The organism is Staphylococcus sp. SA22 (assembly GCF_054165785.1).
Map to the genome: position 1 here is coordinate 39,386 of NZ_JBSZQY010000002.1, position 23,899 is coordinate 63,284.

At 33.0% G+C, this 23,899-nt stretch carries 21 protein-coding genes; 12 read left to right on the forward strand and 9 right to left on the reverse strand.

Annotated elements, in window-relative coordinates:
* Nucleotides 1-854 precede the first annotated feature (854 nt).
* The gene (locus ACXQH5_RS02255) at nucleotides 855-2,186 is read right to left on the reverse strand and encodes a glucose-6-phosphate isomerase (RefSeq protein WP_000148859.1); all 1,332 of its coding nucleotides are present in this window, start codon (nucleotides 2,184-2,186) and stop codon (nucleotides 855-857) included.
* Nucleotides 2,187-2,536: 350 nt separating this feature from the next.
* Between ACXQH5_RS02255 and ACXQH5_RS02260 the strand changes: the two genes are divergently transcribed.
* From ACXQH5_RS02260 to ACXQH5_RS02270, 3 genes are all read left to right on the forward strand, one after another.
* Nucleotides 2,537-3,742 (forward strand): argininosuccinate synthase, encoded by a 1,206-nt coding sequence (locus ACXQH5_RS02260; RefSeq protein ID WP_000660050.1) that lies wholly within the window; start codon nucleotides 2,537-2,539, stop codon nucleotides 3,740-3,742.
* Nucleotides 3,732-5,111, forward strand: coding sequence for an argininosuccinate lyase (gene argH / locus ACXQH5_RS02265; RefSeq protein WP_000066053.1), 1,380 nt, complete (start codon nucleotides 3,732-3,734; stop codon nucleotides 5,109-5,111). The genes ACXQH5_RS02260 and argH overlap by 11 nt, the downstream gene beginning before the upstream one ends.
* Before the next feature lie 241 nt (nucleotides 5,112-5,352).
* Nucleotides 5,353-6,282, forward strand: coding sequence for a glycerophosphodiester phosphodiesterase (locus tag ACXQH5_RS02270; protein ID WP_000185327.1), 930 nt, complete (start codon nucleotides 5,353-5,355; stop codon nucleotides 6,280-6,282).
* A 451-nt stretch (nucleotides 6,283-6,733) separates the two neighbouring features.
* Here the strand turns inward: ACXQH5_RS02270 and ACXQH5_RS02275 are convergent, their stop codons facing one another.
* From ACXQH5_RS02275 to ACXQH5_RS02295, 5 genes are all read right to left on the reverse strand, one after another.
* Nucleotides 6,734-7,978, reverse strand: coding sequence for a Glu/Leu/Phe/Val family dehydrogenase (locus ACXQH5_RS02275; RefSeq protein WP_000138487.1), 1,245 nt, complete (start codon nucleotides 7,976-7,978; stop codon nucleotides 6,734-6,736).
* Nucleotides 7,979-8,086: 108 nt separating this feature from the next.
* Nucleotides 8,087-9,277 carry an ornithine--oxo-acid transaminase gene (locus tag ACXQH5_RS02280; RefSeq protein ID WP_000167314.1) on the reverse strand — a complete coding sequence of 397 codons (1,191 nt, stop codon included), beginning with the start codon at nucleotides 9,275-9,277 and terminating at the stop codon, nucleotides 8,087-8,089.
* Nucleotides 9,278-9,585: 308 nt separating this feature from the next.
* Nucleotides 9,586-10,713, reverse strand: a complete 1,128-nt coding sequence (locus tag ACXQH5_RS02285; RefSeq protein WP_000838027.1) for an NADH-dependent flavin oxidoreductase — start codon at nucleotides 10,711-10,713, stop codon at nucleotides 9,586-9,588.
* 361 nt (nucleotides 10,714-11,074) lie between these two features.
* On the reverse strand, nucleotides 11,075-11,452 hold the full coding sequence (gene ygs / locus ACXQH5_RS02290) for a S1 domain-containing post-transcriptional regulator Ygs (RefSeq protein ID WP_001067294.1): 378 nt from the start codon (nucleotides 11,450-11,452) through the stop codon (nucleotides 11,075-11,077).
* Between the two features lie 414 nt (nucleotides 11,453-11,866).
* Nucleotides 11,867-12,460 (reverse strand): peptidylprolyl isomerase, encoded by a 594-nt coding sequence (locus tag ACXQH5_RS02295; RefSeq protein ID WP_000035058.1) that lies wholly within the window; start codon nucleotides 12,458-12,460, stop codon nucleotides 11,867-11,869.
* Nucleotides 12,461-12,523: 63 nt separating this feature from the next.
* Here ACXQH5_RS02295 and ACXQH5_RS02300 point away from each other — a divergent pair, with 63 nt between their 5' ends.
* The 9 genes from ACXQH5_RS02300 (at nucleotide 12,524) to ACXQH5_RS02340 (ending at nucleotide 20,219) form a co-directional block, all read left to right on the forward strand.
* Nucleotides 12,524-12,907: a kinase-associated lipoprotein B gene (locus ACXQH5_RS02300; protein ID WP_000781162.1), complete on the forward strand. Its 384-nt coding sequence runs from the start codon at nucleotides 12,524-12,526 to the stop codon at nucleotides 12,905-12,907.
* A gap of 130 nt (nucleotides 12,908-13,037) precedes the next feature.
* Nucleotides 13,038-15,443 carry a Na+/H+ antiporter Mnh1 subunit A gene (gene mnhA1 / locus ACXQH5_RS02305; protein ID WP_000054601.1) on the forward strand — a complete coding sequence of 802 codons (2,406 nt, stop codon included), beginning with the start codon at nucleotides 13,038-13,040 and terminating at the stop codon, nucleotides 15,441-15,443.
* Nucleotides 15,436-15,864, forward strand: coding sequence for a Na+/H+ antiporter Mnh1 subunit B (gene mnhB1, locus ACXQH5_RS02310; protein WP_001081626.1), 429 nt, complete (start codon nucleotides 15,436-15,438; stop codon nucleotides 15,862-15,864). Before mnhA1 ends, mnhB1 begins: the two co-directional genes overlap by 8 nt.
* Entirely contained in the window at nucleotides 15,864-16,205 is a 342-nt protein-coding gene (gene mnhC1, locus ACXQH5_RS02315; RefSeq protein ID WP_000402803.1) for a Na+/H+ antiporter Mnh1 subunit C, read from the forward strand. The genes mnhB1 and mnhC1 overlap by 1 nt, the downstream gene beginning before the upstream one ends.
* On the forward strand, nucleotides 16,198-17,694 hold the full coding sequence (mnhD1, locus tag ACXQH5_RS02320; RefSeq protein WP_000573084.1) for a Na+/H+ antiporter Mnh1 subunit D: 1,497 nt from the start codon (nucleotides 16,198-16,200) through the stop codon (nucleotides 17,692-17,694). The genes mnhC1 and mnhD1 overlap by 8 nt, the downstream gene beginning before the upstream one ends.
* Before the next feature lies 1 nt (nucleotide 17,695).
* Nucleotides 17,696-18,175, forward strand: a complete 480-nt coding sequence (gene mnhE1 / locus ACXQH5_RS02325) for a Na+/H+ antiporter Mnh1 subunit E (protein WP_458066457.1) — start codon at nucleotides 17,696-17,698, stop codon at nucleotides 18,173-18,175.
* A complete protein-coding gene (mnhF1, locus tag ACXQH5_RS02330; protein ID WP_001016306.1) occupies nucleotides 18,175-18,468 on the forward strand; it encodes a Na+/H+ antiporter Mnh1 subunit F in 294 nt (97 codons plus the stop codon). The genes mnhE1 and mnhF1 overlap by 1 nt, the downstream gene beginning before the upstream one ends.
* Nucleotides 18,446-18,802 carry a Na+/H+ antiporter Mnh1 subunit G gene (mnhG1, locus tag ACXQH5_RS02335; RefSeq protein WP_000590451.1) on the forward strand — a complete coding sequence of 119 codons (357 nt, stop codon included), beginning with the start codon at nucleotides 18,446-18,448 and terminating at the stop codon, nucleotides 18,800-18,802. The genes mnhF1 and mnhG1 overlap by 23 nt, the downstream gene beginning before the upstream one ends.
* A gap of 262 nt (nucleotides 18,803-19,064) precedes the next feature.
* Entirely contained in the window at nucleotides 19,065-20,219 is a 1,155-nt protein-coding gene (locus tag ACXQH5_RS02340) for an FAD/NAD(P)-binding protein (RefSeq protein ID WP_000558763.1), read from the forward strand.
* A 55-nt stretch (nucleotides 20,220-20,274) separates the two neighbouring features.
* Here ACXQH5_RS02340 and ACXQH5_RS02345 read toward each other — a convergent pair whose 3' ends face one another.
* The 3 genes from ACXQH5_RS02345 to ACXQH5_RS02355 all read right to left on the reverse strand — a co-directional run bounded on the left by ACXQH5_RS02345 (nucleotide 20,275) and on the right by ACXQH5_RS02355 (nucleotide 23,870).
* Nucleotides 20,275-20,649 carry a PaaI family thioesterase gene (locus ACXQH5_RS02345; RefSeq protein ID WP_000149294.1) on the reverse strand — a complete coding sequence of 125 codons (375 nt, stop codon included), beginning with the start codon at nucleotides 20,647-20,649 and terminating at the stop codon, nucleotides 20,275-20,277.
* An 18-nt stretch (nucleotides 20,650-20,667) separates the two neighbouring features.
* Nucleotides 20,668-21,984, reverse strand: a complete 1,317-nt coding sequence (locus tag ACXQH5_RS02350; RefSeq protein ID WP_000606324.1) for a Na+/H+ antiporter family protein — start codon at nucleotides 21,982-21,984, stop codon at nucleotides 20,668-20,670.
* Between the two features lie 410 nt (nucleotides 21,985-22,394).
* Nucleotides 22,395-23,870, reverse strand: a complete 1,476-nt coding sequence (locus tag ACXQH5_RS02355) for a M17 family metallopeptidase (protein ID WP_001009700.1) — start codon at nucleotides 23,868-23,870, stop codon at nucleotides 22,395-22,397.
* Nucleotides 23,871-23,899 lie beyond the last annotated feature (29 nt).

Here is a 23,899-nt window from a genome sequence, read left to right on the forward strand (position 1 = left end):
ACATTAACATGTAATCATGCTAATAAATCAGTCTCTAGTAGTATAACAATATTATTGTATGGCAGATATTATTTTATCTTTAATTTTCTCTTAACATTCTTCGTCTTAAGTATTTGTCTAAACGTAGCAAACGAGCCTAGGACCTTTATATATCTCAGACACTTACTGTCGTTGAATACTTGCACTTTATATTTTAAAATTTCTCATTGCTTTTCTAATCCATTGCCCATCCATTACTTAAATTTGTTAAGTTTAACATAAGCCCAACAAATAAAAGCCAATAACAATATGCCACTAAAAACAAAAATATTTATATTCGATTTTAACGTTACATTAGTATTTAATAACCCATTAAAACAAACAACTGCTGTTAATAATATTAATACTATCTGTATTTTTCTATATAAACTTTCCAACATAAACCTCTCTTTAAAGTTTCTTTTACAGTGTAAATTATAGGTGCTAATTAAATATCACAAAACTTACCATCACTTCGAACAAGTAATATAATTAATCTCTTTCATCACTATTTATTTAATATACACTTCGATGTACAATGTTTATTTTTTATGCTTTTCATTTATAGAAATTATCATCGTCAACAAAACACTAAAAACAGCAATTATTAAAAACAAACTTGTATTCATACTAACCGCCTCCTATAAATATAGTTATCTAATAATAAATGCATGTAACCTAATTCTATACCAATCAAAATTTTTAATAATATAAAAAGACAACTTCTATTTAAATAACTCTAATAGAAATTGCCTTTTCATTTTTATCAATGAACTTAATATTCAGCTCTATATTTATACCATTTTATAGATTACTAATCATTGAAGTAATATATTTTATAAACGATCTTCTAATTCTTTTTTCAAGTCTTCAAAACCAGGTTTACCTAATAATGCGAACATATTTTGTTTATATGCTTCTACACCAGGTTGGTTAAATGGATTTACGCCTAATTGGTATCCACTCATTGCACAAGCAAGTTCGAAGAAGTATATGACATAACCGAAAGTTTCTTCATCTAATTGTGGAATGTTCACTACCATGTTTGGAACACCACCATCAGTATGCGCTAATAATGTCCCTTCGAATGCTTTTGTGTTAACTTCGTCGATTGTTTTACCAGCTAAATAATTTAATCCGTCTAGATCATCACTATCTTTTTCAATAGTAATATCATATTTAGGATGATTTACTTTTACAACTGTTTCGAATAAGAAACGACGGCCTTCTTGTACATATTGACCTAAAGAATGTAAATCAGTAGTGTAGTTGGCACTTGAAGGATAGATACCTTTGAAGTCTTTACCTTCTGATTCACCAAATAATTGTTTCCACCATTCATTAAAGTATTGCATAGATGGTTCATAGTTAATCAACATTTCTGTTGTATAACCTTTTGCATATAAAATGTTTCGAATTGTCGCATATTGGTATGCAATGTTTTCTTCTAATTTATCTGAAGATAATTCTTCACGTGCTTTTGCAGCACCATTCATCATAGCTTCGATGTTAATTCCAGCTGTTGCAATTGGTAATAATCCTACTGCTGTTAAAACAGAATATCTTCCACCTACATCATCAGGTACGATGAACGTTTCATACCCTTCGTTTGTAGCCAACTGTTTTAAAGCACCTTTTTCTTTATCCGTTGTTGCAAATATACGTTTTTGTGCTTCTTCTTTACCGTATCTTTCTTCAACTAATTGTTTGAACAATCTAAATGCAACTGCTGGTTCTGTAGTTGTACCAGATTTAGAAATAACGTTTACAGAGAAATCTTTGTCTGCTAAATAATCAACTAACTCTTTCGTATATGTTGATGATAAGTGATTACCAACAAATACAATTTCAGGGTATTCATTGCTGTTTCTAAATGATGACGTTAACATTTCGATTGCTGCACGTGCACCTAAATAAGAACCACCAATACCGATGACTACTAAAACATCAGAATTTTCTTTAATGCGTTTTGATGCTTCAACAATTCTTGAAATTTCTTCTTTGTCGTAATCAACTGGTAAATCAACCCAGCCTAAGAAGTCACTACCTGCACCAGTACCTTCATGAATTGTTTTGTGAATTGATTTAACAATTTCTTGTTGTTGTTTTAATTCGTGTTCACCGAAAAATTCTAACGTTTTACTAAAATCTAATTGAATATGAGTCATCTATAAAAGCCTCCTGTTTCATTTAATATCTTAATTTTACTAAGTTTACGTTTGCGATTCAATTCACAAGTTTGTACTTAATCAATAAAATTGATATTTATGTGACGTTTCACACCTATTTTTCAACAAACATTTCAATCTGGCGTCAAACACTCAAACATTTTTTATACAATTTGCATGTTTTTTAAAACAATTTTAAACATTGATAAATAAGCATTTATACTTACAACTCTAACTACCTCTATCATATTTTATGAATAAATATGTAAAATAATGGTTTTATTTTCATTAAAAGTTTGCTATCATGTGTTCATACGAAATATTCAGATAACTACAATGAGGTGAATTTTATGAAAGAGAAAATTGTTTTAGCATATTCAGGAGGACTAGATACAAGTGTGGCCGTTCAATGGCTTATCGACAAAGGATACGACGTTGTAGCTTGTTGCCTAGATGTTGGTGAAGGTAAAGATTTAGACATCGTTTATAAAAAAGCTTTAGATATGGGAGCTGTTGAATGTCATATTATTGATGCAACAAAAGAATTTAGTGATGAGTATGTAAGTTATGCAATCAAAGGAAATTTAATGTATGAAAATGCATATCCATTAGTTTCTGCTTTATCAAGACCATTAATCGCTAAAAAATTAGTAGAGATTGCTGAGAAAACAAATTCAGTAGGTATTGCACATGGTTGTACTGGTAAAGGGAATGACCAAGTACGTTTCGAAGTTGCCATTAAAGCATTAAACCCATCATTGAAAGCATTCGCACCTGTACGTGAGTGGGCATGGAGTCGTGAAGAAGAAATTGATTATGCAATTAAACATAATATCCCTGTATCAATCAACCATGATTCACCTTATTCTATCGATCAAAACCTATGGGGCAGAGCGAATGAATGTGGTATTTTAGAAGATCCTTATGCTGCGCCACCAGAGGATGCGTTCGATCTAACAAATGCTTTAGAAGAAACACCAGATACTGCTGATGAAATCATTTTAACGTTTGTTAAAGGTATCCCAGTTCAAATTGATGGCAAAACATATGAATTAGACGATTTAATTTTAACGTTGAATGCATTAGCTGGTAAGCATGGTATCGGAAGAATTGACCATGTAGAAAATAGACTTGTAGGTATCAAATCAAGAGAAATTTATGAAGCACCTGCTGCAGAAGTTATTTTAAAAGCGCATAAAGCATTAGAAACGATTACGTTAACGAAAGATGTCGCACACTTTAAACCAATCATCGAGAAGCAATTTGCTGAACAACTATACAATGGACTTTGGTTCTCACCTTTAACTGATAGCTTGAAATTATTTATTGATAGTACTCAGCAATACGTAAGTGGTGATGTCAGAATTAAATTATTCAAAGGTAATGCCATCGTTAATGGTAGAAAATCACCTTACACATTATATGATGAAAAATTAGCAACTTATACAAAAGAAGATGCATTTAATCAAGACGCTGCTGTTGGCTTTATCGATATCTATGGTTTACCTACTCAAGTAAATGCGATGTTACATGGAGGCTATAGCAATGAGCAATAAAGCTTGGGGCGGTAGATTTGAAGTACAACCTGAAGAGTGGGTTGACGACTTTAACGCATCCATTACTTTTGATCAAACGCTCATAGATCAAGATATCGAAGGCAGCATTGCGCATGCAACTATGCTTGCGAATCAAGGCATTATTAGTCAACAAGACAGCGAACAAATTATACAAGGACTAAAATCTATTCAACATGATTATCATCAAGATCAAATTCAATTTAGTGCATCATTAGAAGATATTCATTTAAATATTGAACATGAATTAATTAAACGTATTGGTGATGCTGGTGGTAAGTTGCATACTGGACGCAGTAGAAACGATCAAGTTGCAACAGACATGCACTTGTACACTAAGAAACAAGTGCAAGATATCATCGCATTAATTAAGTCGTTACAAAGTGTAATTGTAGACATCGCTTCCAATAATGTTGATACAATTATGCCTGGTTATACTCATTTACAGCGTGCACAGCCAATTTCATTTGCACATCATATTATGACTTATTTTTGGATGTTACAACGAGACCAACAACGATTTGAAGATAGTTTAAAACGAATCGATATTAATCCTTTAGGTGCAGCAGCCTTAAGTGGTACCACATACCCTATCGATAGACACGAGACAACAGCATTGTTGAACTTTGGCAGTCTCTATGAGAATAGCCTAGATGCTGTTAGTGACAGAGACTATATTATTGAAACATTGCATAATATTTCTTTAACGATGGTTCACTTATCACGCTTTGCAGAGGAAATTATTTTCTGGTCCACAGACGAAGCTAAATTCATTACATTATCAGATGCATTTTCTACTGGCTCATCTATTATGCCACAAAAGAAAAATCCTGATATGGCAGAATTAATTAGAGGTAAAGTTGGTCGAACGACTGGTCATTTAATGAGCATGCTTATGACTTTAAAAGGATTACCTCTAGCATATAACAAAGATATGCAGGAAGATAAAGAAGGTTTATTCGATGCTGTCCATACAATTAAAGGTTCTTTACGTATTTTCGAAGGTATGATTCAAACGATGACAATTAATAAAGAACGACTCAATCAAACTGTTAAAGAAGATTTTTCAAATGCAACGGAACTAGCAGATTATTTAGTAACTAAAAATATTCCATTTAGAACTGCACATGAAATTGTAGGAAAAATCGTCTTAGAATGTATACAACAAGGTCATTATTTATTAGATGTTCCTTTAGCAACATATCAACAACATCATTCTAGTATCGATGCCGATATTTACGATTATTTGCAGCCTGAAAATTGCTTGAAACGACGTCAAAGTTACGGGTCAACGGGTCAATCATCGGTCAAACAACAACTTGATGTTGCTAAACAATTACTGTCACAATAAATACGTTAATCTACCTACCCACAATGTCTATAAAAATTACATTGTGGGTATTTTAATGCTCTCTTCGTCTTATTGAACATCACATTTTTAATATTCCTAAAATGTTTGATAATTCTTTTAAATTTATATTACAAAAATGTTATAAATTGTAAAAGAAATGTGTAAAGCGTTTTCACAAGCAGGTTTTTGTAGTATTTTAAAATTGTTAGACTACAAATAAAGAGATGAAAGGATAAAGACTATGACTAACTCTTCGAAAAGCTTCACTAAATTTATGGCTGCTTCTGCTGTTTTTACTATGGGATTTTTATCAGTACCTACTGCTGGCGCTGAACAAACAAATCAAATTGCAAATAAACCTCAGGCTATTCAATGGCATACAAATTTAACGAATGAGCGATTCACTACTATCGCACATCGTGGCGCAAGTGGCTATGCACCCGAGCATACGTTTCAAGCATATGATAAGAGTCATAATGAGTTAAAAGCATCGTATATCGAAATTGATTTACAACGTACCAAAGATGGCCATTTAGTTGCTATGCATGATGAAACAGTTAACCGTACAACAAATGGACACGGTAAAGTTGAGGATTATACCCTTGATGAATTAAAACAGTTAGATGCAGGAAGTTGGTTTAATAAAAAATATCCAAAATACGCAAGAGCAAGTTATAAAAATGCTAAAGTACCCACTTTAGATGAAATTTTAGAACGTTATGGTCCGTATGCAAACTATTATATTGAAACAAAGTCACCTGATGTATACCCAGGAATGGAAGAACAATTATTAGCTTCATTGAAAAAGCATCACCTTTTAAATAACAATAAATTAAAAAATGGACATGTAATGATTCAATCATTTTCTGATGAAAGTTTAAAGAAAATTCATCGTCAAAATAAGCATGTGCCATTAGTAAAATTAGTTGATAAAGGTGAACTACAACAATTTAACGACCAACGCTTAAAGGAGATACGCTCTTATGCGATTGGATTAGGACCTGATTATACAGATTTAACTGAACAAAATACCCATCATTTAAAAGACTTAGGATTTATAGTACATCCTTATACAGTAAATGAAAAAGCTGATATGTTACGATTAAATAAATACGGCGTTGATGGTGTCTTTACAAATTTCGCTGATAAATATAAAGAAGTCATTAAATAGTATTGTTAAACTAGAAAACATAAATACAAAAATATAGCTATTACTATAAAAAACAGCAGTAAGATATTTCCGAATAGAAAATATCCTACTGCTGTCTTTTTGCTCAATTATATATAGTTGAGCGTTTAATTAGAAATTCTCTGTGTTCGGGGCCACCCCAACTTGCATTGTCTGTAGAAATTGACTCCCCAATTTCTCTGTGTTGGGGCCCCGCCAACTTGCACATTATTGTAAGCTGACTTTCCACCAGCTTCTGTGTTGGGGCCCGCCCCAACTTGCATTGTCTGTAGAAATTGGCTCCCCAATTTCTCTGTGTTGGGGGCCCCGACTATTTTTGAAATAAGCTTGTTACACGGGCATTGTTTTACAGTCAACTACTGCTAAAATAAAATTAACGAGCTTAGGGCTTTGTTTTCTGTCCCAAGCTCGTTAAATCACATATGATAATTAATTATGCCCAACCACGATATCTAGCTGCTTCTGCTGTACGTTTAATACCTATGATATATGCTGCAAGTCTCATATCTATTTTTCGATTTTGAGACAATTCGTAAATCGTATCAAATGCCGCTTCTAATTTTTCACGTAGCTTTTCATTTACTTCTTCTTCAGACCAATAATAACCTTGATTATTTTGTACCCATTCGAAGTAAGAAACCGTTACACCACCAGCACTTGCTAATACGTCTGGAACTAATAATATACCACGTTCAGTTAAAATACGTGTTGCTTCTGGTGTTGTAGGTCCATTAGCAGCTTCAACAACGATACTAGCTTTAATATCATGTGCATTGTCTTCTGTGATTTGGTTTGAAATAGCCGCTGGTACTAAAATGTCACAATCTAATTCAAACAATTCTTTATTTGAGATTGTTTCTTCAAATAAATTTGTTACCGTACCAAAACTATCACGACGGTCTAATAAATAATCTATATCTAAGCCATTTGGATCGTGTAATGCACCGTAAGCATCAGAGATACCTACAATTTTTGCACCTAAATCATATAAGAATTTAGCTAAGAAACTTCCGGCATTACCGAAACCTTGAATAACAACCTTGGCACCTTCAATTTGCATATTACGACGTTTTGCAGCTTGTTCAATTGCAATAACTACACCTAGTGCAGTTGATCTGTCGCGTCCATGAGAACCACCCAATACAATTGGTTTACCTGTGATGAAACCTGGTGAATTAAATTTATCTAATGCACTATATTCATCCATCATCCAAGCCATAATTTGTGAGTTTGTAAATACATCTGGTGCTGGAATATCTTTGTTCGGACCTACGAATTGTGAAATTGCTCTTACATATCCGCGTGATAAACGTTCAACTTCATGAATGCTCATTTGACGTGGATCACAAACGATACCACCCTTACCACCACCGTATGGTAAGTTAACAATGCCACATTTCAAAGTCATCCACATTGATAATGCTTTTACTTCTTCTTCATCAACATCTGGGTGGAAACGCACGCCCCCTTTTGTTGGTCCAACAGCATCATTATGTTGCGCACGGTAACCTGTAAATGTTTTAACAGTGCCATCATCCATTCGTACAGGGATACGCACTTGTAACATTCTTAAAGGTTCTTTAATTAAATCGTACATTCCTTCGTCAAATCCCAATTTATGCAATGCTTCTTTAATAATTCCTTGAGTAGAAGTTACTAAATTATTGTTCTCAGTCATGATCCTTTTCGCCTCTTCTTTACCTAATGATTTCGCTTTCAAACATATTGTAACATAACGTATTCCTTTTTAAAGCCCTTACAAACTGATTGTTACAACTTTTTGACATTATTGAAATACATGTCTTATTTTTTCAAGTGCAAGGTCCAATTCTTCTTTAGTAATAATTAATGGTGGTGCAAAACGAATGACAGTATCATGCGTTTCTTTACATAATAAACCTTCTTCTTTCAAAGCTTCACAATATGGTCTAGCACTTTCATTAAGTTCCACACCTATAAACAAACCACGTCCACGGACTTCTTTAATTGATGGATGATCAATTTGCTTTAATTGTTCTTTAAAATAATCTCCTAATTCCAAAGAGCGCCCTGGTAAATCCTCATCAACGATAACATCTAATGCAGCAATTGATGCAGCACAAGCAAGTGGATTACCACCAAATGTTGAACCATGTGAGCCAGGTGTAAAGACATCTAATACTTCTTTATCTGCTAATACAACAGAAATTGGGAAGACACCACCACCTAGTGCTTTACCTAAAATATAGACATCAGGTTTTACATTATCCCAATCCGTAGCAAATAATTTACCCGAACGACCTAATCCTGCTTGGATTTCGTCAGCAATAAATAAGACATTATGTTCATCACATAATTCTCTAATTGCTTTCAAATATCCTTCTGGCGGTATATTTATACCCGCTTCACCTTGAATTGGTTCTACTAAAACTGCTGCAGTATTTTCATTAATTGCAGCTTTCAATGCATCTACATCTCCAAAATCAACTTTTCTAAATCCATCTAATAACGGACCATAACCACGTTGGTATTCTGCTTCTGATGATAATGAAACTGGCGCCATTGTTCGACCATGGAAGTTACCATTAAATGCAATGATTTCTGCTTTATTTGGCTCAATTCCTTTAACATCGTATGCCCAGCGTCGTGCTGCTTTCAAAGCTGTTTCTACTGCTTCAGCACCTGTATTCATTGGCAAAGCTTTATCTTTACCTGCCAGTTTACAAATTTTTTCGTACCATTCTCCTAAGTTATCACTATGAAAAGCACGTGAAACTAGAGTCACTTTATCAGCTTGATCTTTTAATGCTTGAATAATTTTCGGATGTCTATGACCTTGGTTAACAGCGGAATATGCAGATAACATATCCATATATTTATTGCCTTCAGGATCTTTAACCCATACCCCTTCAGCTTCTGAAATGACAATTGGCAATGGTAAATAATTATGTGCTCCGTAATGATTTGTTAACTCAATAATTTTTTCAGATTTAGTCATCATATCTCCCCTTTTCATCATTTATAACTATTATACATGAAACATTATCCAAATAATTACATTAGTTTTCAAAGCAGATACTTTTCCACCAAAAAAAGATGAAATAATCACTAAGTTTCATTAAATTTGTCTATTTTGAAAACCCTTACATTTATAATGACATAATTACTTAAATGATTACAAGCAAAAGAATTGATAATTTTACACTTAATCAAAAGTATATTTTACTAAGAATATTTTTAATTATAAATATTGAAAACCACTAACAAATTGCATACACAATATCATTAGTGGTAACAGTTAAACACTTATTTATCTTTACGTGGTAATGGATAGAACCCTTCATTAAATTGATGCCATAAATTAGGAGTTAAGTGATGATTATCTTCTCTCTCTGGATCAAAGTAATTAATAATTTCATCTTCCCGTCCATCTTTAATTTTTTCAACAAATTGATAATCCAGTAGTAGCTCTCTACCAATGGCTACTAAGTCAACACCAACATTTTCAACTGCATCTAAAGCTTCGTCAGCTGTGAAAATTGAACCTATACCGATAAGTGGCATACGACCATTTATCCATTTGTGAATTAAAGGCAGTCTTTCTTGTCCAGCGTATTTACCTTCACGTGTCGTTGCATGCGTATCCATCATTGAAACATGAATATAGTCGATTGGCATATGGCTAATTTTATTAACGAGTTCCTCTGTAATTTCCATTGTGATTCCTGGAGACTCCGCTTCCTCTGGAGATAATCTGTATCCAACTATAAAGTCTCTATTGCCATACGCTTCTTTCGCTTTAAGCACTTCTTCAATCACAGCGACCGGGAATTTATATTGATTTGCCCATACATCATTTCTTCTATTATAGTATGGTGATACAAATTGATGAATTAAGTAATGATTCGCGCCATGTATTTCAACACCATCAAACCCTGCTTCAATTGCACGTCGTGTTGCTTCACCAAAATCCTTGATTGCTTGTTCAATCTCTTCATTCGTCATTTCTCTAGCACTATGTTCTTGTTTCTGACCGAAACTTTTTAAAGAAATTGGACTTGGTGCTACGACGTCTCCATCAGGTGTTAATTCAGGCAATGCTTGTGCACCGCCATGATGTATTTGTACGAGTGCTTTGGCACCGTTTTTCTTCATTGCTGTAGCTAATTGTTTTAGTCCTTCAATATCACTGTCATGCGCGATTGATGGCTGTCCTGGAAATGCTTTTCCGACATCACTCACATTACTCGCAGCATTAATTGTAATACCAACATCTTGTGAACGCTTTTCAATATAAGGAAGTTCTACATCTGAAATAGTACCATCATCATTTGAAGAAATATGTGTTAAAGGGGCTAACACAAATCGATTTCTCAACTCTACTCCATTTGGTAATTCTACTTTATCAAACAATGGTTCGTATTTACTTTTCATTACTTAATTCCTCCTTAAAATTATTGAGTTGACTATAACATGTAATTTTTTCATTCTCCAATTATCTGTTTATATAGTTACATTTCGTTTAATACTTTAAGTTGTAGTTCTCATTTCTAAAATAAATTTAAAAAACAAATCCACATACATCATTGCAAGTCAACGATTCTATCTAACAAAGATAATGGATATGTCACCTTAAACCATTTGTAAGTGTAAATAGAATCAATCATATTACGTTATCGTAGACAAAAAGAGATTAGTATCTAATAAAATTTGATAGATACTAATCTCTTTTATAGTCTAAGAAACTTTCATTTCAGACCCTTTGTATGATTTTCGGTACGATTTATCTGTTCCTTTAGTCGTTTCGAATTGCTCGCTTTGACTGTTTTATCCAGATTGGTAAGCGTTCTTTAAGTGTTTGAAACCCATATTTTTCTGTTTCTCTGATTTCATCTAATACTGATTGTTTTTCCTTCTTACGCTCATAATTTTTGAAGTAATCATTATCCTTTAATGATAGATTAAGCTTTCCTTCATCATCTATAGACAAAATTTTAGCTTTAACAATTTGGCCTTCTGATAGAAATTTCTTCAAATTATGAACGTAGTCATCCATAATTTCTGATATATGAATCAGTCCTTCAGTATGATTAGGGGTCTCAACAAACGCACCGTATGGTTGAATACCAGTTACACGCACCTTGATATGTTGGCCAATTTTGTAGTTATTCAACTTAATAACCCCTTATTTCGTTTACTTAACACTATTATCATAGCACAAATCGAAATGGTGGACTAATTAAAACATCAAATCATACGAATATTATTTTATAAATGAATAAGAATTCTACAAACTTGGATTTACAAATAAAATCAGCAACAAATTCCTATCTAAACCAATATGATATCCAGCTACTTTGTTTTCAATTTATTAACTATTTGAATAGCAATTCTCTGTAAAACATAAAAAGCAACCTCAACTATTATCTTTAGAATACACATCTATTTAAAAACTGTGCTTTCTTGATAAATATATTAAGATTGCTTATCATGTTAGTTTATTTGTTTTAGTTGGAATATATACTAATCCATTCATAAATTAGCTTTATCCGAGTTTAAAATGTTGGTAGTTAATTATGTTTAGATATTATTCTTCAACATCAATAGATTCAATTACAACATCATGAAGTGGTTTATCTTGTGGTCCCACTTTTGTATTTGCAATATCTTCTAATGTAGTTTCACCATCAATGATTTGACCGAATACTGTATGTTTTTGATCTAACCATGGTGTACCACCCTTCTCGCCATATGCATCAACGATTGGTTGTGGCCAACCACCATCTGCAAGTTGACTTAACATATTTTGAGGTACTTCTTTCATTTGAACAATGAAAAATTGTGAACCATTAGTATTAGGTCCTGAGTTAGCCATTGATAATGCGCCATATAAGTTAAATGCATTTAATGAAAATTCATCTTCAAAAGCACCGCCATAAATACTTTCGCCACCCATACCAGTAGCTGTTGGATCGCCACCTTGAATCATGAAGTCATTAATGACACGGTGGAATGTTATTCCATCATAATAACCATTTTTTGCATGTGTCACAAAATTTTCAACTGTTTTTGGTGCAATATTTGGAAATAATTTGAATGTCATGTCACCTTTATTTGTGTGCATAACCACTTTAATTTCACCTTGTTGTACTTCTTTGTTTAACTGTGGATAGTTAGCCATTTATATTCTCCATTCATGTTATGATACATATATATTAACATACTTTTAAGGGAGGAAAATAGCATGAAGCTATATCGATTTTCACACAAAACAGGTAGCTATGGTGTCACGATTGTTGAAGAAAATGGAGACGATGTACTTGTTAAAGTTGAACAAGTTATCAAACACCCGAAACAAGGTGATTTACATAACCCTACTGAAACTGAAGGTGTATTTTTCCATGAACGCAAAGCATTAAGCCATTTTGAAAAACGCTATACGAAACGTTCACAATTACGCGACTTCAATGTTGATGTATTGCGCTATGAAGATTCACTTCAACAAGCAATTACAGATTTAGAAACTAAACTTAAAGCTCAGCAAACAAAACATGCTGAAATGTCTTTAGCTAGTTTAGCACGCTTAAAAGAAGATTATTCACTTCAATACAAAGAAAATTTTAAATAAAAAATGACGTGTTTCTTCTTATTTAAATACTTCTGAAAATAAAGCACAACAAGGAGTGTGTACGTTTTTCAGAACTATATCATTCATGTATAATGAATAACATAAATATTTTTTAAAGGAGGACAACATAGTGAGTTTGTTACATATTGCGGTGATATTACCGTTAATATTCGCACTCATTATTCCTATCCTGTATAGATTTTTTAAACGTATACATTTAGGATGGTTCGTATTACCTGTCCCTATCGTCATATTTATTTATATGCTTACATTAATTAAAACGACGATGTCAGGTAATACTGTAATGAAAACCTTAAATTGGATGCCTCATTTTGGTATGAACTTTGATTTATATCTTGATGGCTTAGGTTTACTCTTTAGTTTGCTTATTTCAGGAATCGGCAGTTTAGTAGTATTATATTCAATCGGCTACTTAAGTAAGTCAGAACAACTAGGGAATTTTTATTGTTATTTATTACTATTTATGGGTGCAATGTTAGGTGTCGTACTTTCAGATAATGTTATTATTCTATATTTATTCTGGGAGCTAACGTCATTTTCTAGTTTTTTACTTATTTCATTCTGGCGCGAACGACAAGCATCTATATATGGTGCTCAAAAATCGCTCATAATCACAGTATTTGGTGGTCTATCATTATTAGGTGGTATCATCTTACTCGCTATACCAACGCAATCATTTAGCATTCAGTACATGATTCAACATGCTTCTGAAATTCAAAATAGCCCATTCTTCATTTTTGCGATGATTTTAATTATGATTGGTGCTTTTACAAAATCTGCTCAGTTTCCATTTTATATTTGGCTACCAGATGCAATGGAAGCACCTACACCAGTCAGTGCTTATCTTCATTCAGCAACAATGGTTAAAGCAGGGTTATATTTAATCGCTCGAATGACACCAATCTTCGCAGCATCGCAAGGTTGGATATGGACTGTCACACTCGTTGGTTTAATTACGTTATTCTGGGCTTCGCTAAACGCAACAAAACAACAAGACTTGAAAGGTATACTGGCATTTTCAACAGTATCCCAATTAGGTATGATTATGGCGATGCTTGGAATCGGTGCCATTAGTTATCACTATCAAGGCGATGATAGCAAAATATATGCTGCTGCATTTACGGCTGCAATATTCCATTTAATCAACCATGCAACATTTAAAGGTGCCCTATTTATGATTACAGGTGCAGTGGATCATTCTACTGGTACACGTGATGTTAAGAAATTAGGTGGCTTACTAACAATTATGCCTATTTCATTTACAATCACTGTTATTACGGCATTAAGTATGGCTGGTGTACCACCGTTCAATGGTTTCTTATCAAAAGAATCATTTTTAGAAACAACATTTACAGCAAGCCAAGCAAATTTATTCAGTGTTGATACATTAGGCTACCTATTCCCAATCATTGGTATAGTGGGCAGTGTCTTCACATTTGTATATTCAATTAAATTTATAATGCATATATTTTTCGGACAATATAAACCTGAACAATTACCTAAAAAAGCACACGAAGTATCAATATTAATGCTTTTATCACCAGCTATTTTAGCTACATTAGTAATTGTATTTGGTTTATTCCCTGGCATTTTAACTAATTCGATTATTGAACCAGCTACATCTTCGATTAATCATACGGTAATTGATGATGTTGAATTCCATATGTTCCATGGATTAACGCCTGCCTTTTTATCAACATTAGTGATTTATATTTTAGGTATCTTACTAATTGTGACATTTAGTTATTGGGTAAAATTGTTGCAACGACAACCTGGTAAACTAACATTCAATTATTGGTACAACAGAAGTGCAAATGTTATTCCAAACTACTCTGAAAAGATGACGAATAGCTATGTTACCGATTATTCACGTAATAATTTAGTTATCATTTTTGGTGCATTAATTTTATTAACATTTATCACTGTATTCTCAGTACCTTTCAACATTAATTTTAAAGACGTTAGTCCGATTAGAATTTTCGAAGTTTGTATCGTAATTTTATTATTAAGTGCTGCCTTTTTAATTCTTTTCGCTAAATCAAGATTATTTAGCATCATTATGCTAAGTGCAGTTGGATATGCTGTGTCTGTATTGTTTATATTCTTTAAAGCACCCGACTTAGCATTGACACAGTTTGTCGTTGAATCTATTTCAACAGCATTGTTCTTATTATGCTTCTACCACTTACCAAATTTAAATCGTTATAATGAAAAGCGCTCATTCCAGCTTACTAATGCTTTAATTGCTGGTGGTGTTGGTTTGTCCGTCATTATTATCGGTTTAATTGCATACGGAAATAGACATTTTGAATCGATATCTAAGTTTTATCAAGAGCACGTTTATGATTTAGCTCACGGTAAAAACATGGTAAACGTCATACTTGTGGATTTCCGTGGTATGGATACTTTATTCGAGTCATCTGTGCTTGGTATCGCAGGATTAGCTGTATATACAATGATTAAATTACGTAAAAAGCGTCAAACGCAAGGTAACGAGGTGAAAAATCATGAATAGACAACAAAATGATCTAATTTTGCAATTTGCTGCAGTTATTATCTTTTTCATGGTAATGGTCTTTGGTTTTTCACTTTTCTTAGCAGGACATTATACACCTGGTGGCGGTTTCGTCGGCGGATTATTATTCGCAAGTTCACTTGTTATCATTACGATTGCATTTGATATAGAAACAATGCGTAAAATTTTCCCATTAGATTTTAAAATCTTGATAGGTATCGGATTAGTTTTTTGTATTGCGACGCCTATCGCAAGTTGGTTTTTAGGCAAAAATTTCTTTACGCATGTCACATTTGATATACCGTTATTTATATTAGAACCTGTTCATATGACAACAGCAGTATTCTTTGATTTCGGTGTTTTATGTGCAGTAGTTGGTACTGTCATGACAATTATTATTTCGATTGGAGAGAACGAATAGTGGAAATTATTATGATTTTTGTTAGTGGTATTCTCACAGCAATTAGTGTCTATCTCGTTTTGTCTAAAAGTCTGATACGAATTGTTATGGGAACTACACTACTAACACATGCAGCAAATTTATTTTTAATAACTATGGGTGGACTTAAACATGGTACTGTTCCAATTTATGAAGCGAACGTAAAAAGCTATGTTGATCCTATCCCGCAAGCACTTATTTTAACAGCAATCGTTATCGCCTTTGCGACAACAGCCTTTTTCTTAGTATTAGCATTTAGAACATATAAAGAATTAGGCACAGATAACGTTGAGAGTATGAAAGGAGTTCCAGAAGATGATTGAAAGTAATATGCTTGTGTTAACGCTCGTCATTCCAGTAATTACAGCCATATTACTTGTCTTTATTGGAAAGCGTCCTATTATAAAGCGTTATGTCGCACTAGGCGGTACATTATTAACCTTGGTCGCGGCAATTATCAATTTAGCAAATGTTGTAAAACATGGACCATTACGAGTTGAACTAGGTTCATGGAAAGCGCCTTACAGTATTGTCTTTGTTTTAGACATATTCAGTGCCTTACTAATTATTACTAGTATTATTATTACAGCTATTGTGATTTTATATTCATACCAAACAATTGGTATTGAACGTGAAAGATATTATTATTATTTTTCAGTACTATTTATGTTAATAGGTATCATTGGTGCCTTTACAACTGGTGACATTTTCAACCTATTCGTATTTTTCGAAGTATTTCTAATGTCATCATATTTCTTATTAGTTATAGGTTCTACAAAAATCCAATTACAAGAAACAATAAAATATGTTCTTGTTAACGTTGTATCATCATCCTTCTTCGTAATGGGTGTAGCGATTTTATATTCAGTAGTAGGAACATTGAATCTAGCAGATATAAGCAATAAATTAGCTAACCTTTCAGCGCATGACAGTGGCTTAGTCAATATCGTTTTCATACTATTTATCTTTGTTTTTGCTACAAAAGCTGGCGTATTCCCAATGTTTGTTTGGTTACCTAGTGCATACTATGCACCACCAATTCCAATCATTGCATTCTTTGGCGCTTTGTTAACAAAAGTTGGTGTTTATGCAATCGCTAGAACATTGAGCCTATTCTTTAGTGATAATGTAAGCTTTTCACATTATGTCATTTTATTCTTAGCACTATTAACGATCATCTTTGGTTGTGTCGGTGCTGTTGCATATGCCAACATTAAAAAAATCATCCTATACAATGTCATGATTGCTGTAGGTGTGATCTTAGTCGGCGTTGCAATGATGACAGAGTCAGGTATGATTGGTGCTATTTACTATACATTGCATGACATGTTAGTAAAACTTGCATTATTCTTGCTTATCGGAATTATAATTAAAATTACAGGCACTGCTGATTTAAGACAATTTGGTGGCTTAATTAAACGATATCCTGTACTTGGTTGGTCATTCTTTATTGCAGCATTAAGTTTAGCTGGCATTCCCCCACTCAGTGGCTTTTATGGAAAATTTTTCATTGTCCAATCAACATTTGAAAGAGGATTTTATTTGAGTGGTGTCATCGTCTTATTATCAAGTTTAGTCGTATTATATTCTGTCATTCGCATATTCCTACAAGGCTTTTTCGGTCAACCAAAAGGATATGATCTTAATAACAAAGTCGACGTCAAATATTTAACTACGATTGCAATCGTTGCAGTTGTGATAACTGTTTTATATGGATTGTCAGCAGATTACTTATATCCAATGGTAAAAGCTGGTGCAGAAACATTCTACAATCCATCAACCTACGTTAAAGCTGTATTAGGAGGTAAATAACATGGCTGTACAATTAGTATTAAACTTTATTATCGCAGTGTTTTGGTTGTTTGTGACAAATAGTTACACAACAAATAACTTTGTGTTAGGTTTCATCTTTGGCCTAGTTCTTTTTTACCTCTTACACAGAGTGTTACCAGGTAGATTTTATGTCATCACGCTATATCGTATTATTAAATTAATTATTATTTTCTTAATCGAACTGATTAAAGCTAATTTTGATGTTTTGAAAATTATTATTAAACCTTCGATTAAAAATGAACCAGGATTCTTTGTTTATCACACAGATTTAAAAAAAGATTGGCAAATTGTCTTGTTGTCTAATTTAATTACATTAACACCTGGTACTGTAGTGCTTGGTGTAAGTGATGATCGTACAAAAATTTATATTCATGCCATAGATTTTTCAACTAAAGAGCAAGAAGTAGAAAGTATTAAAACATCATTAGAGAAAATTGTAAGAGAGGTGGGCGAAATATAATGAATCATAATGTTATTATCGTTATTGCATTAATCATAGTTGTCATTTCTATGTTAGCTATGCTCATTCGCGTTGTGCTAGGCCCATCACTTGCCGATCGTGTTGTCGCATTAGATGCGATTGGTCTTCAATTAATGGCAGTTATAGCATTATTCAGTATTTTATTAAATATTAAATACATGATTGTCGTTATTATGATGATTGGTATATTAGCCTTTTTAGGTACTGCAGTATTCTCTAAATTTATGGACAAAGGTAAGGTGATTGAACATGATCAAAATCATACTGATTAGTCTTGCACTTATCTTTGTTATCATCGGTGCTTTAATTAGCGCCCTAGCAGCCATAGGATTATTGAGACTTGAAGATGTATATTCACGTGCACATGCTGCCGGAAAAGCATCAACATTAGGTGCAATGTCATTACTATTTGGTACTTTTTTATATTTTATTGCTACTCAAGGTTTTGTAAATATGCAATTAATCGTTGCGATTATCTTTGTATTAATTACAGGTCCTCTTTCAAGTCATATGATTATGAAAGCAGCATATAATATTAAAACGCCTTATACTAAAAAGACTAAAGTCGATGAAATTTCGGAAGACTTAAAAGACACAAAATTGTAGATTATTTAACAAAGTCATAAATATAAATCAACAACAAACAGCAGTAAGATGATTCCAAATTAGGAATGATTTTACTGCTGTTTTCTTTTGACATTGTTACCTCTTTTTCAATGAATTTAGTTTAGTACATACTTCTTTGACTACAGCTTCGCCCTATCTACGTATATCTCTTTAATTTAATTGCCTTTCATGTCGTTATGTATTATGATAATAATAATTATAAATCGTAACGATTACGCTTTAAAAAGAGAGAGGTTTTATTATGCATTGGACAATTATCGGCGGTGGCATACAGGGAACTGCAATCGCACAAAAACTATTATCAAGCGGATTAACAACAGACCGATTAACAATCATTGACCCACACGAAACTTTTTGCCAAAGGTTTAACTCATATACAAATCGAATAGAAATGCCTTATTTAAGATCACCGATTGTACACCACGTACATCCACAACCGTTCCATCTAAAACAATTCGCTAAACAGCACCAATATACAAATGCTTTTTATGGTCCTTATCAGCGACCTGAATTGACAATGTTTATGGATCATATTGCACATGCTTCTAAACAATATCAATTAGAGGATTGCTTGGTTCAAGGTTTAGTTCAAACTTTAGATAAACAAGAAGACAAATGGCATATCAAGTTAGAAGATGGACAAATTATCACTACAGATTGCGTCGTTATTGCAATAGGTAGTACAAATATTCCGTTTATGCCTGACATTTTAAAAGACAAACAAAATGTAAATCATATCTTCGAGAAAGAACATGATCAAGTAGTATATGATAAGACCGATCATATCGTTGGTAGTGGCATTACTGCTGCACATCTTGCACTTAAATTGTTAAATCATGATGACGATAAAAAGATTCATTTATGGCTAAATAAAGATATTGAGATACATGACTTTGATGCTGATCCTGGTTGGTTAGGTCCGAAAAATATGTCTTCATTTTTAAGTACTAAAAGCATGCCTGAAAGAAATGCCATTGTACAACGTGAACGTCATAAAGGATCAATGCCTCACGAACTGTACTTACGCCTTAAAAAACATATTAAAAATGGTCGTATAAATGTGCATAAAACACCTATCACTCAAATTAGTGATGGTTTAATTAACACTGAAAATGATTCTGTTCCATATCAACAGATTATGGTTGCAACTGGTTTTGAACAAGATTTTATGTCACAACCACTTATTAAGCAATTAATACAAAATTATGATGCACCTATCAACGAATGTAATTACCCTGTTATTTCCGAAAAATTAGAATGGATACCAAATCTATTTGTCGCAGGATGCTTTGCAGACTTAGAATTAGGACCATTTGGTAGAAATGTTATGGGTGGCCGTAAAGCTGCCGAACGCATTGAACAAGCATTTCTAAAACTACAACAATATAGCGCATAAAAAAACTGCTAGCCGTAGTTATGAATATCTCATAACATTTCAGCTAGCAGTTCTTTTATTTTAAAGGTTTAATAGCAACTGTACCACGCATAACTGTAATTAATTGTTCTTTGTCATTCTTAATTTTTATATCCCATACATGTGTCGACTTACCTTGATGAATAATCTCAGCTGTCGCAGTAACACGACCATCTTTAGCAGAATGAATATGGTTGGCATTCATCTCTAAACCTAATGGAATAAATTTGGTTGTATCAATTAGATTAGCAGATCCTAATGAACATGCTGTTTCACCTAAAGCAATCGAAGCACCACCATGTAAATATCCAAATGGTTGTTTTACTTTATCAGTAACAGGCATAGAAATAACAACTAAACCATCTTCCTGGTGATCTATTGACATCTCAAATGTCTCTAATAAATGAGTCATATTTTCACCTCTTTATGCTTATAGTACCATAGCAGCAATAGTACCGAAAATCATTAAAGGAATATTATAAAACAAGAAGTTTGGTACACAAGTATCGCGTATATGATCATGTTGGCCATCAACATTTAATCCCGCAGTTGGTCCTAATGTTGAATCACTTGCAGGTGAACCTGAGTCACCTAATGCACTCGCTGTTCCAATCAATGCGATTAATGCCATAGTATCTAGTCCAATTGACGCTCCAAAAGGAATGAATAATGATGCGATAATAGGAATTGTTGCAAATGATGATCCAATACCTAAAGTGACAATTAAACCTATCACATACATCATGATAATGCTAAATAATTTATTATCACCAGTAATACTTGTTAAAGTTTTAACTAATTCATCTATATCACCAGTAGCATTCATTACACCAGCAAATCCATTTGCTGTTAAAATAACTACACCAATATAAGCCATAATTTTAATACCTTCAACAAACTTAGCATCTAATTCATACCAATTATATGCACGTGAAATAAAGAATACGAGTACCCCGGCCAGTGCACCAAAAATCATTGAATCTGTAAATGTTTGTACTAAAAATGTAGCTAGTATTGCTACAATTGTTACTATTAAGATATATGGTTTTAACTCTGTAACATTGTCACTATCTGAAATTTTACGTGTTTCATATTCACGTGGTTTACGATATACATATAAGCCGATAAGTAAGCCAACAATATACCCCATTGAAGGAATAAGCATTGCTTTCCAAATCATATTAAACTCAATTGGGTGATTCGCCTTTGCAAAGCCACTTTGAATAATTTGTTGGAAAATTTGACCGAATCCATAAGGTAATAACACATACGGGAAACATAAACCAAAACCGATAATCAAACCGATTAAACGTCTATCTATTTTTAAGTCATTAAACAGACTTAACAATGGTGGAATGACAATTGGAATGAATGCAATATGTACAGGAATTAAGTTTTGACTCATGATACTCATAGCTAATAATGCAATAATTATTGTCACTTTTACTTTAACTCTTGACCATCGACTATTTTCAGCGTGAATTGCATTTATAATTTTTCCTACTAAATAGTCTGTGATACCACTGTATGAAATTAATGCTGCAAATCCACCTAATAAGGCATAGCTTAATGCTACCTCAGCACCATCGACTATATTTTTCCCAAATACATTTATAACTTTTTCAATGCTCATGCCTGAAATTAAGCCACCAACTAGCGCACTGATAAATAAGCTTATAACTACGTTTAATCGACATAAACATAGCACAATCATTAATATTACTGCTATTACTACTGCATTTATCATATGACAACCATCCTTTATCACTCTATCGAACTAAAGCGTTTATAGACTACATAGTATCAGTAGCTTTAACACCTGTCAATAGCAAACTATACTAATAATCTTTATTTTTTAGTTAATTGTCTTTCTTAAAATAATTTTCGCTTTCATTAAATTAAACAATTTTACAAGACTGGAACACCAATCAAAATCCTAAGTTCTATAATGTTATATTAGTAGTCGTTGACTGAATGAACATATGCTTATAATACGTTTTTGCAATGCTAGTCAAGTTGATTTATGCTCATAAGGATATGCGATTTATATTTTCTTACAACAATGAAAATGCCTGATACAATGCGATCCTTTATACTTTCAAGAGTTAAATTAGAAATGTATAACAAGACACAAGTTGTATCAGGCAAATAATTAAATTATTGTTGTTTTAACCATTGTACTATCGTCGGAATCATAAATCCTGTTGGCCCTTTTGGACCATTATATGAAGCTTTATTAGTCGTTGCTGGACCTGCAATATCGAAATGAATGTGAGGTGTTTGACCACTAAAATGTGTTACAAAACTTGCCGCAAATAGCGCTTTACCTTGTCCATTCGTATGGTTAACTAAATCAGCGATATCACTGTGTTTAATACTTGCACGTTCGGTTGCAGTAATCGGTAATTCATATACCATTTCATCGACTTTAGAACTTATTTGTAATATATCGTTTAATATCACTTTACTATTCGATTCAAATGCAGCAGCTTTATCATCGCCTAGTGCAACAATTGCTGCACCCGTTAATGTAGCAAAGTCCATAATCACACTAGGCTGATATTGATTTGCATAATACACAGCATCTGCAAGGACTAATCTACCTTCAGCGTCTGTATTCATTACTTCTACAGTTTCACCACTTAATGCTGTAAATACATCATCTGGCTTCATTGACGCTTCATTTATCATATTTTCAGCACAAGCAAGCACTCCGACAATATTTACAGGCAGTTGTAAACGACTAGCCGCTTCAATGATACCAACGACATTCGCAGCGCCACACATGTCAAACTTCATTGTAGCCATGCCATTCTTCGTTTTAATACTATAACCACCAGAATCATATGTTATACCTTTACCAACTAAGGCAATTGGTGCTTCATCTTTGTCTTTGCCATTATATGTGATGGTTACTAATCTCGGTTTATGCTTACTACCTTTACCTACTGCTTGTAAAAGTCCGAATCCTTCAGAAACTAAAGTGTCATAATCTTTAACCTCTACTTTGACCTTTGTATTTTTAAAATGATTAACAATATCTTCTGCAAATGTTTGTGGTGTTAATACATTCGGTGGCATATTACTAAAGTCTCTTGCCAAATTAATGGACTGGCCAATACTGATACCCTCATGAATGAAATCTAATTCAATTAATGATTCACTAATAAGGTTTAAATTCGTCTTAAACGGTGCCTTCTTACTTGATTTATAATGATCGAATTCATATGTTGCACGCTCACTTTGAATGCCGCATGCCATTAATACATCTGATAACTGATCATATTTTGAAATAAATGAATCCATAAGTAAATACGTATCTTCAATGTGTTCTGACTTTATGTATTGGAAAAGATGTCCCCATATTTTCAACATATCTTGATAACTACGTGTTTTTAAGTTTCCTAAACCAACTGTAATTAAACGATATGTTTGATCTTGTACATCAAATGCAGTTGTATAAATCTTCCCAACTTTACTACCAATAATATGTTGATGTTTTAGTCTTTCAAGTGATTCTGTAATATCGATATGATTAAAACTAATGCGCTCTAACTGATTTAAATGTTCTGGTATACCAATAATCAATGTATTTATTTCGTTGCTTAGTGTGTTATTTAATTTAAAATTCATAATGTACCTCCTTAGATTTGATATGTTAC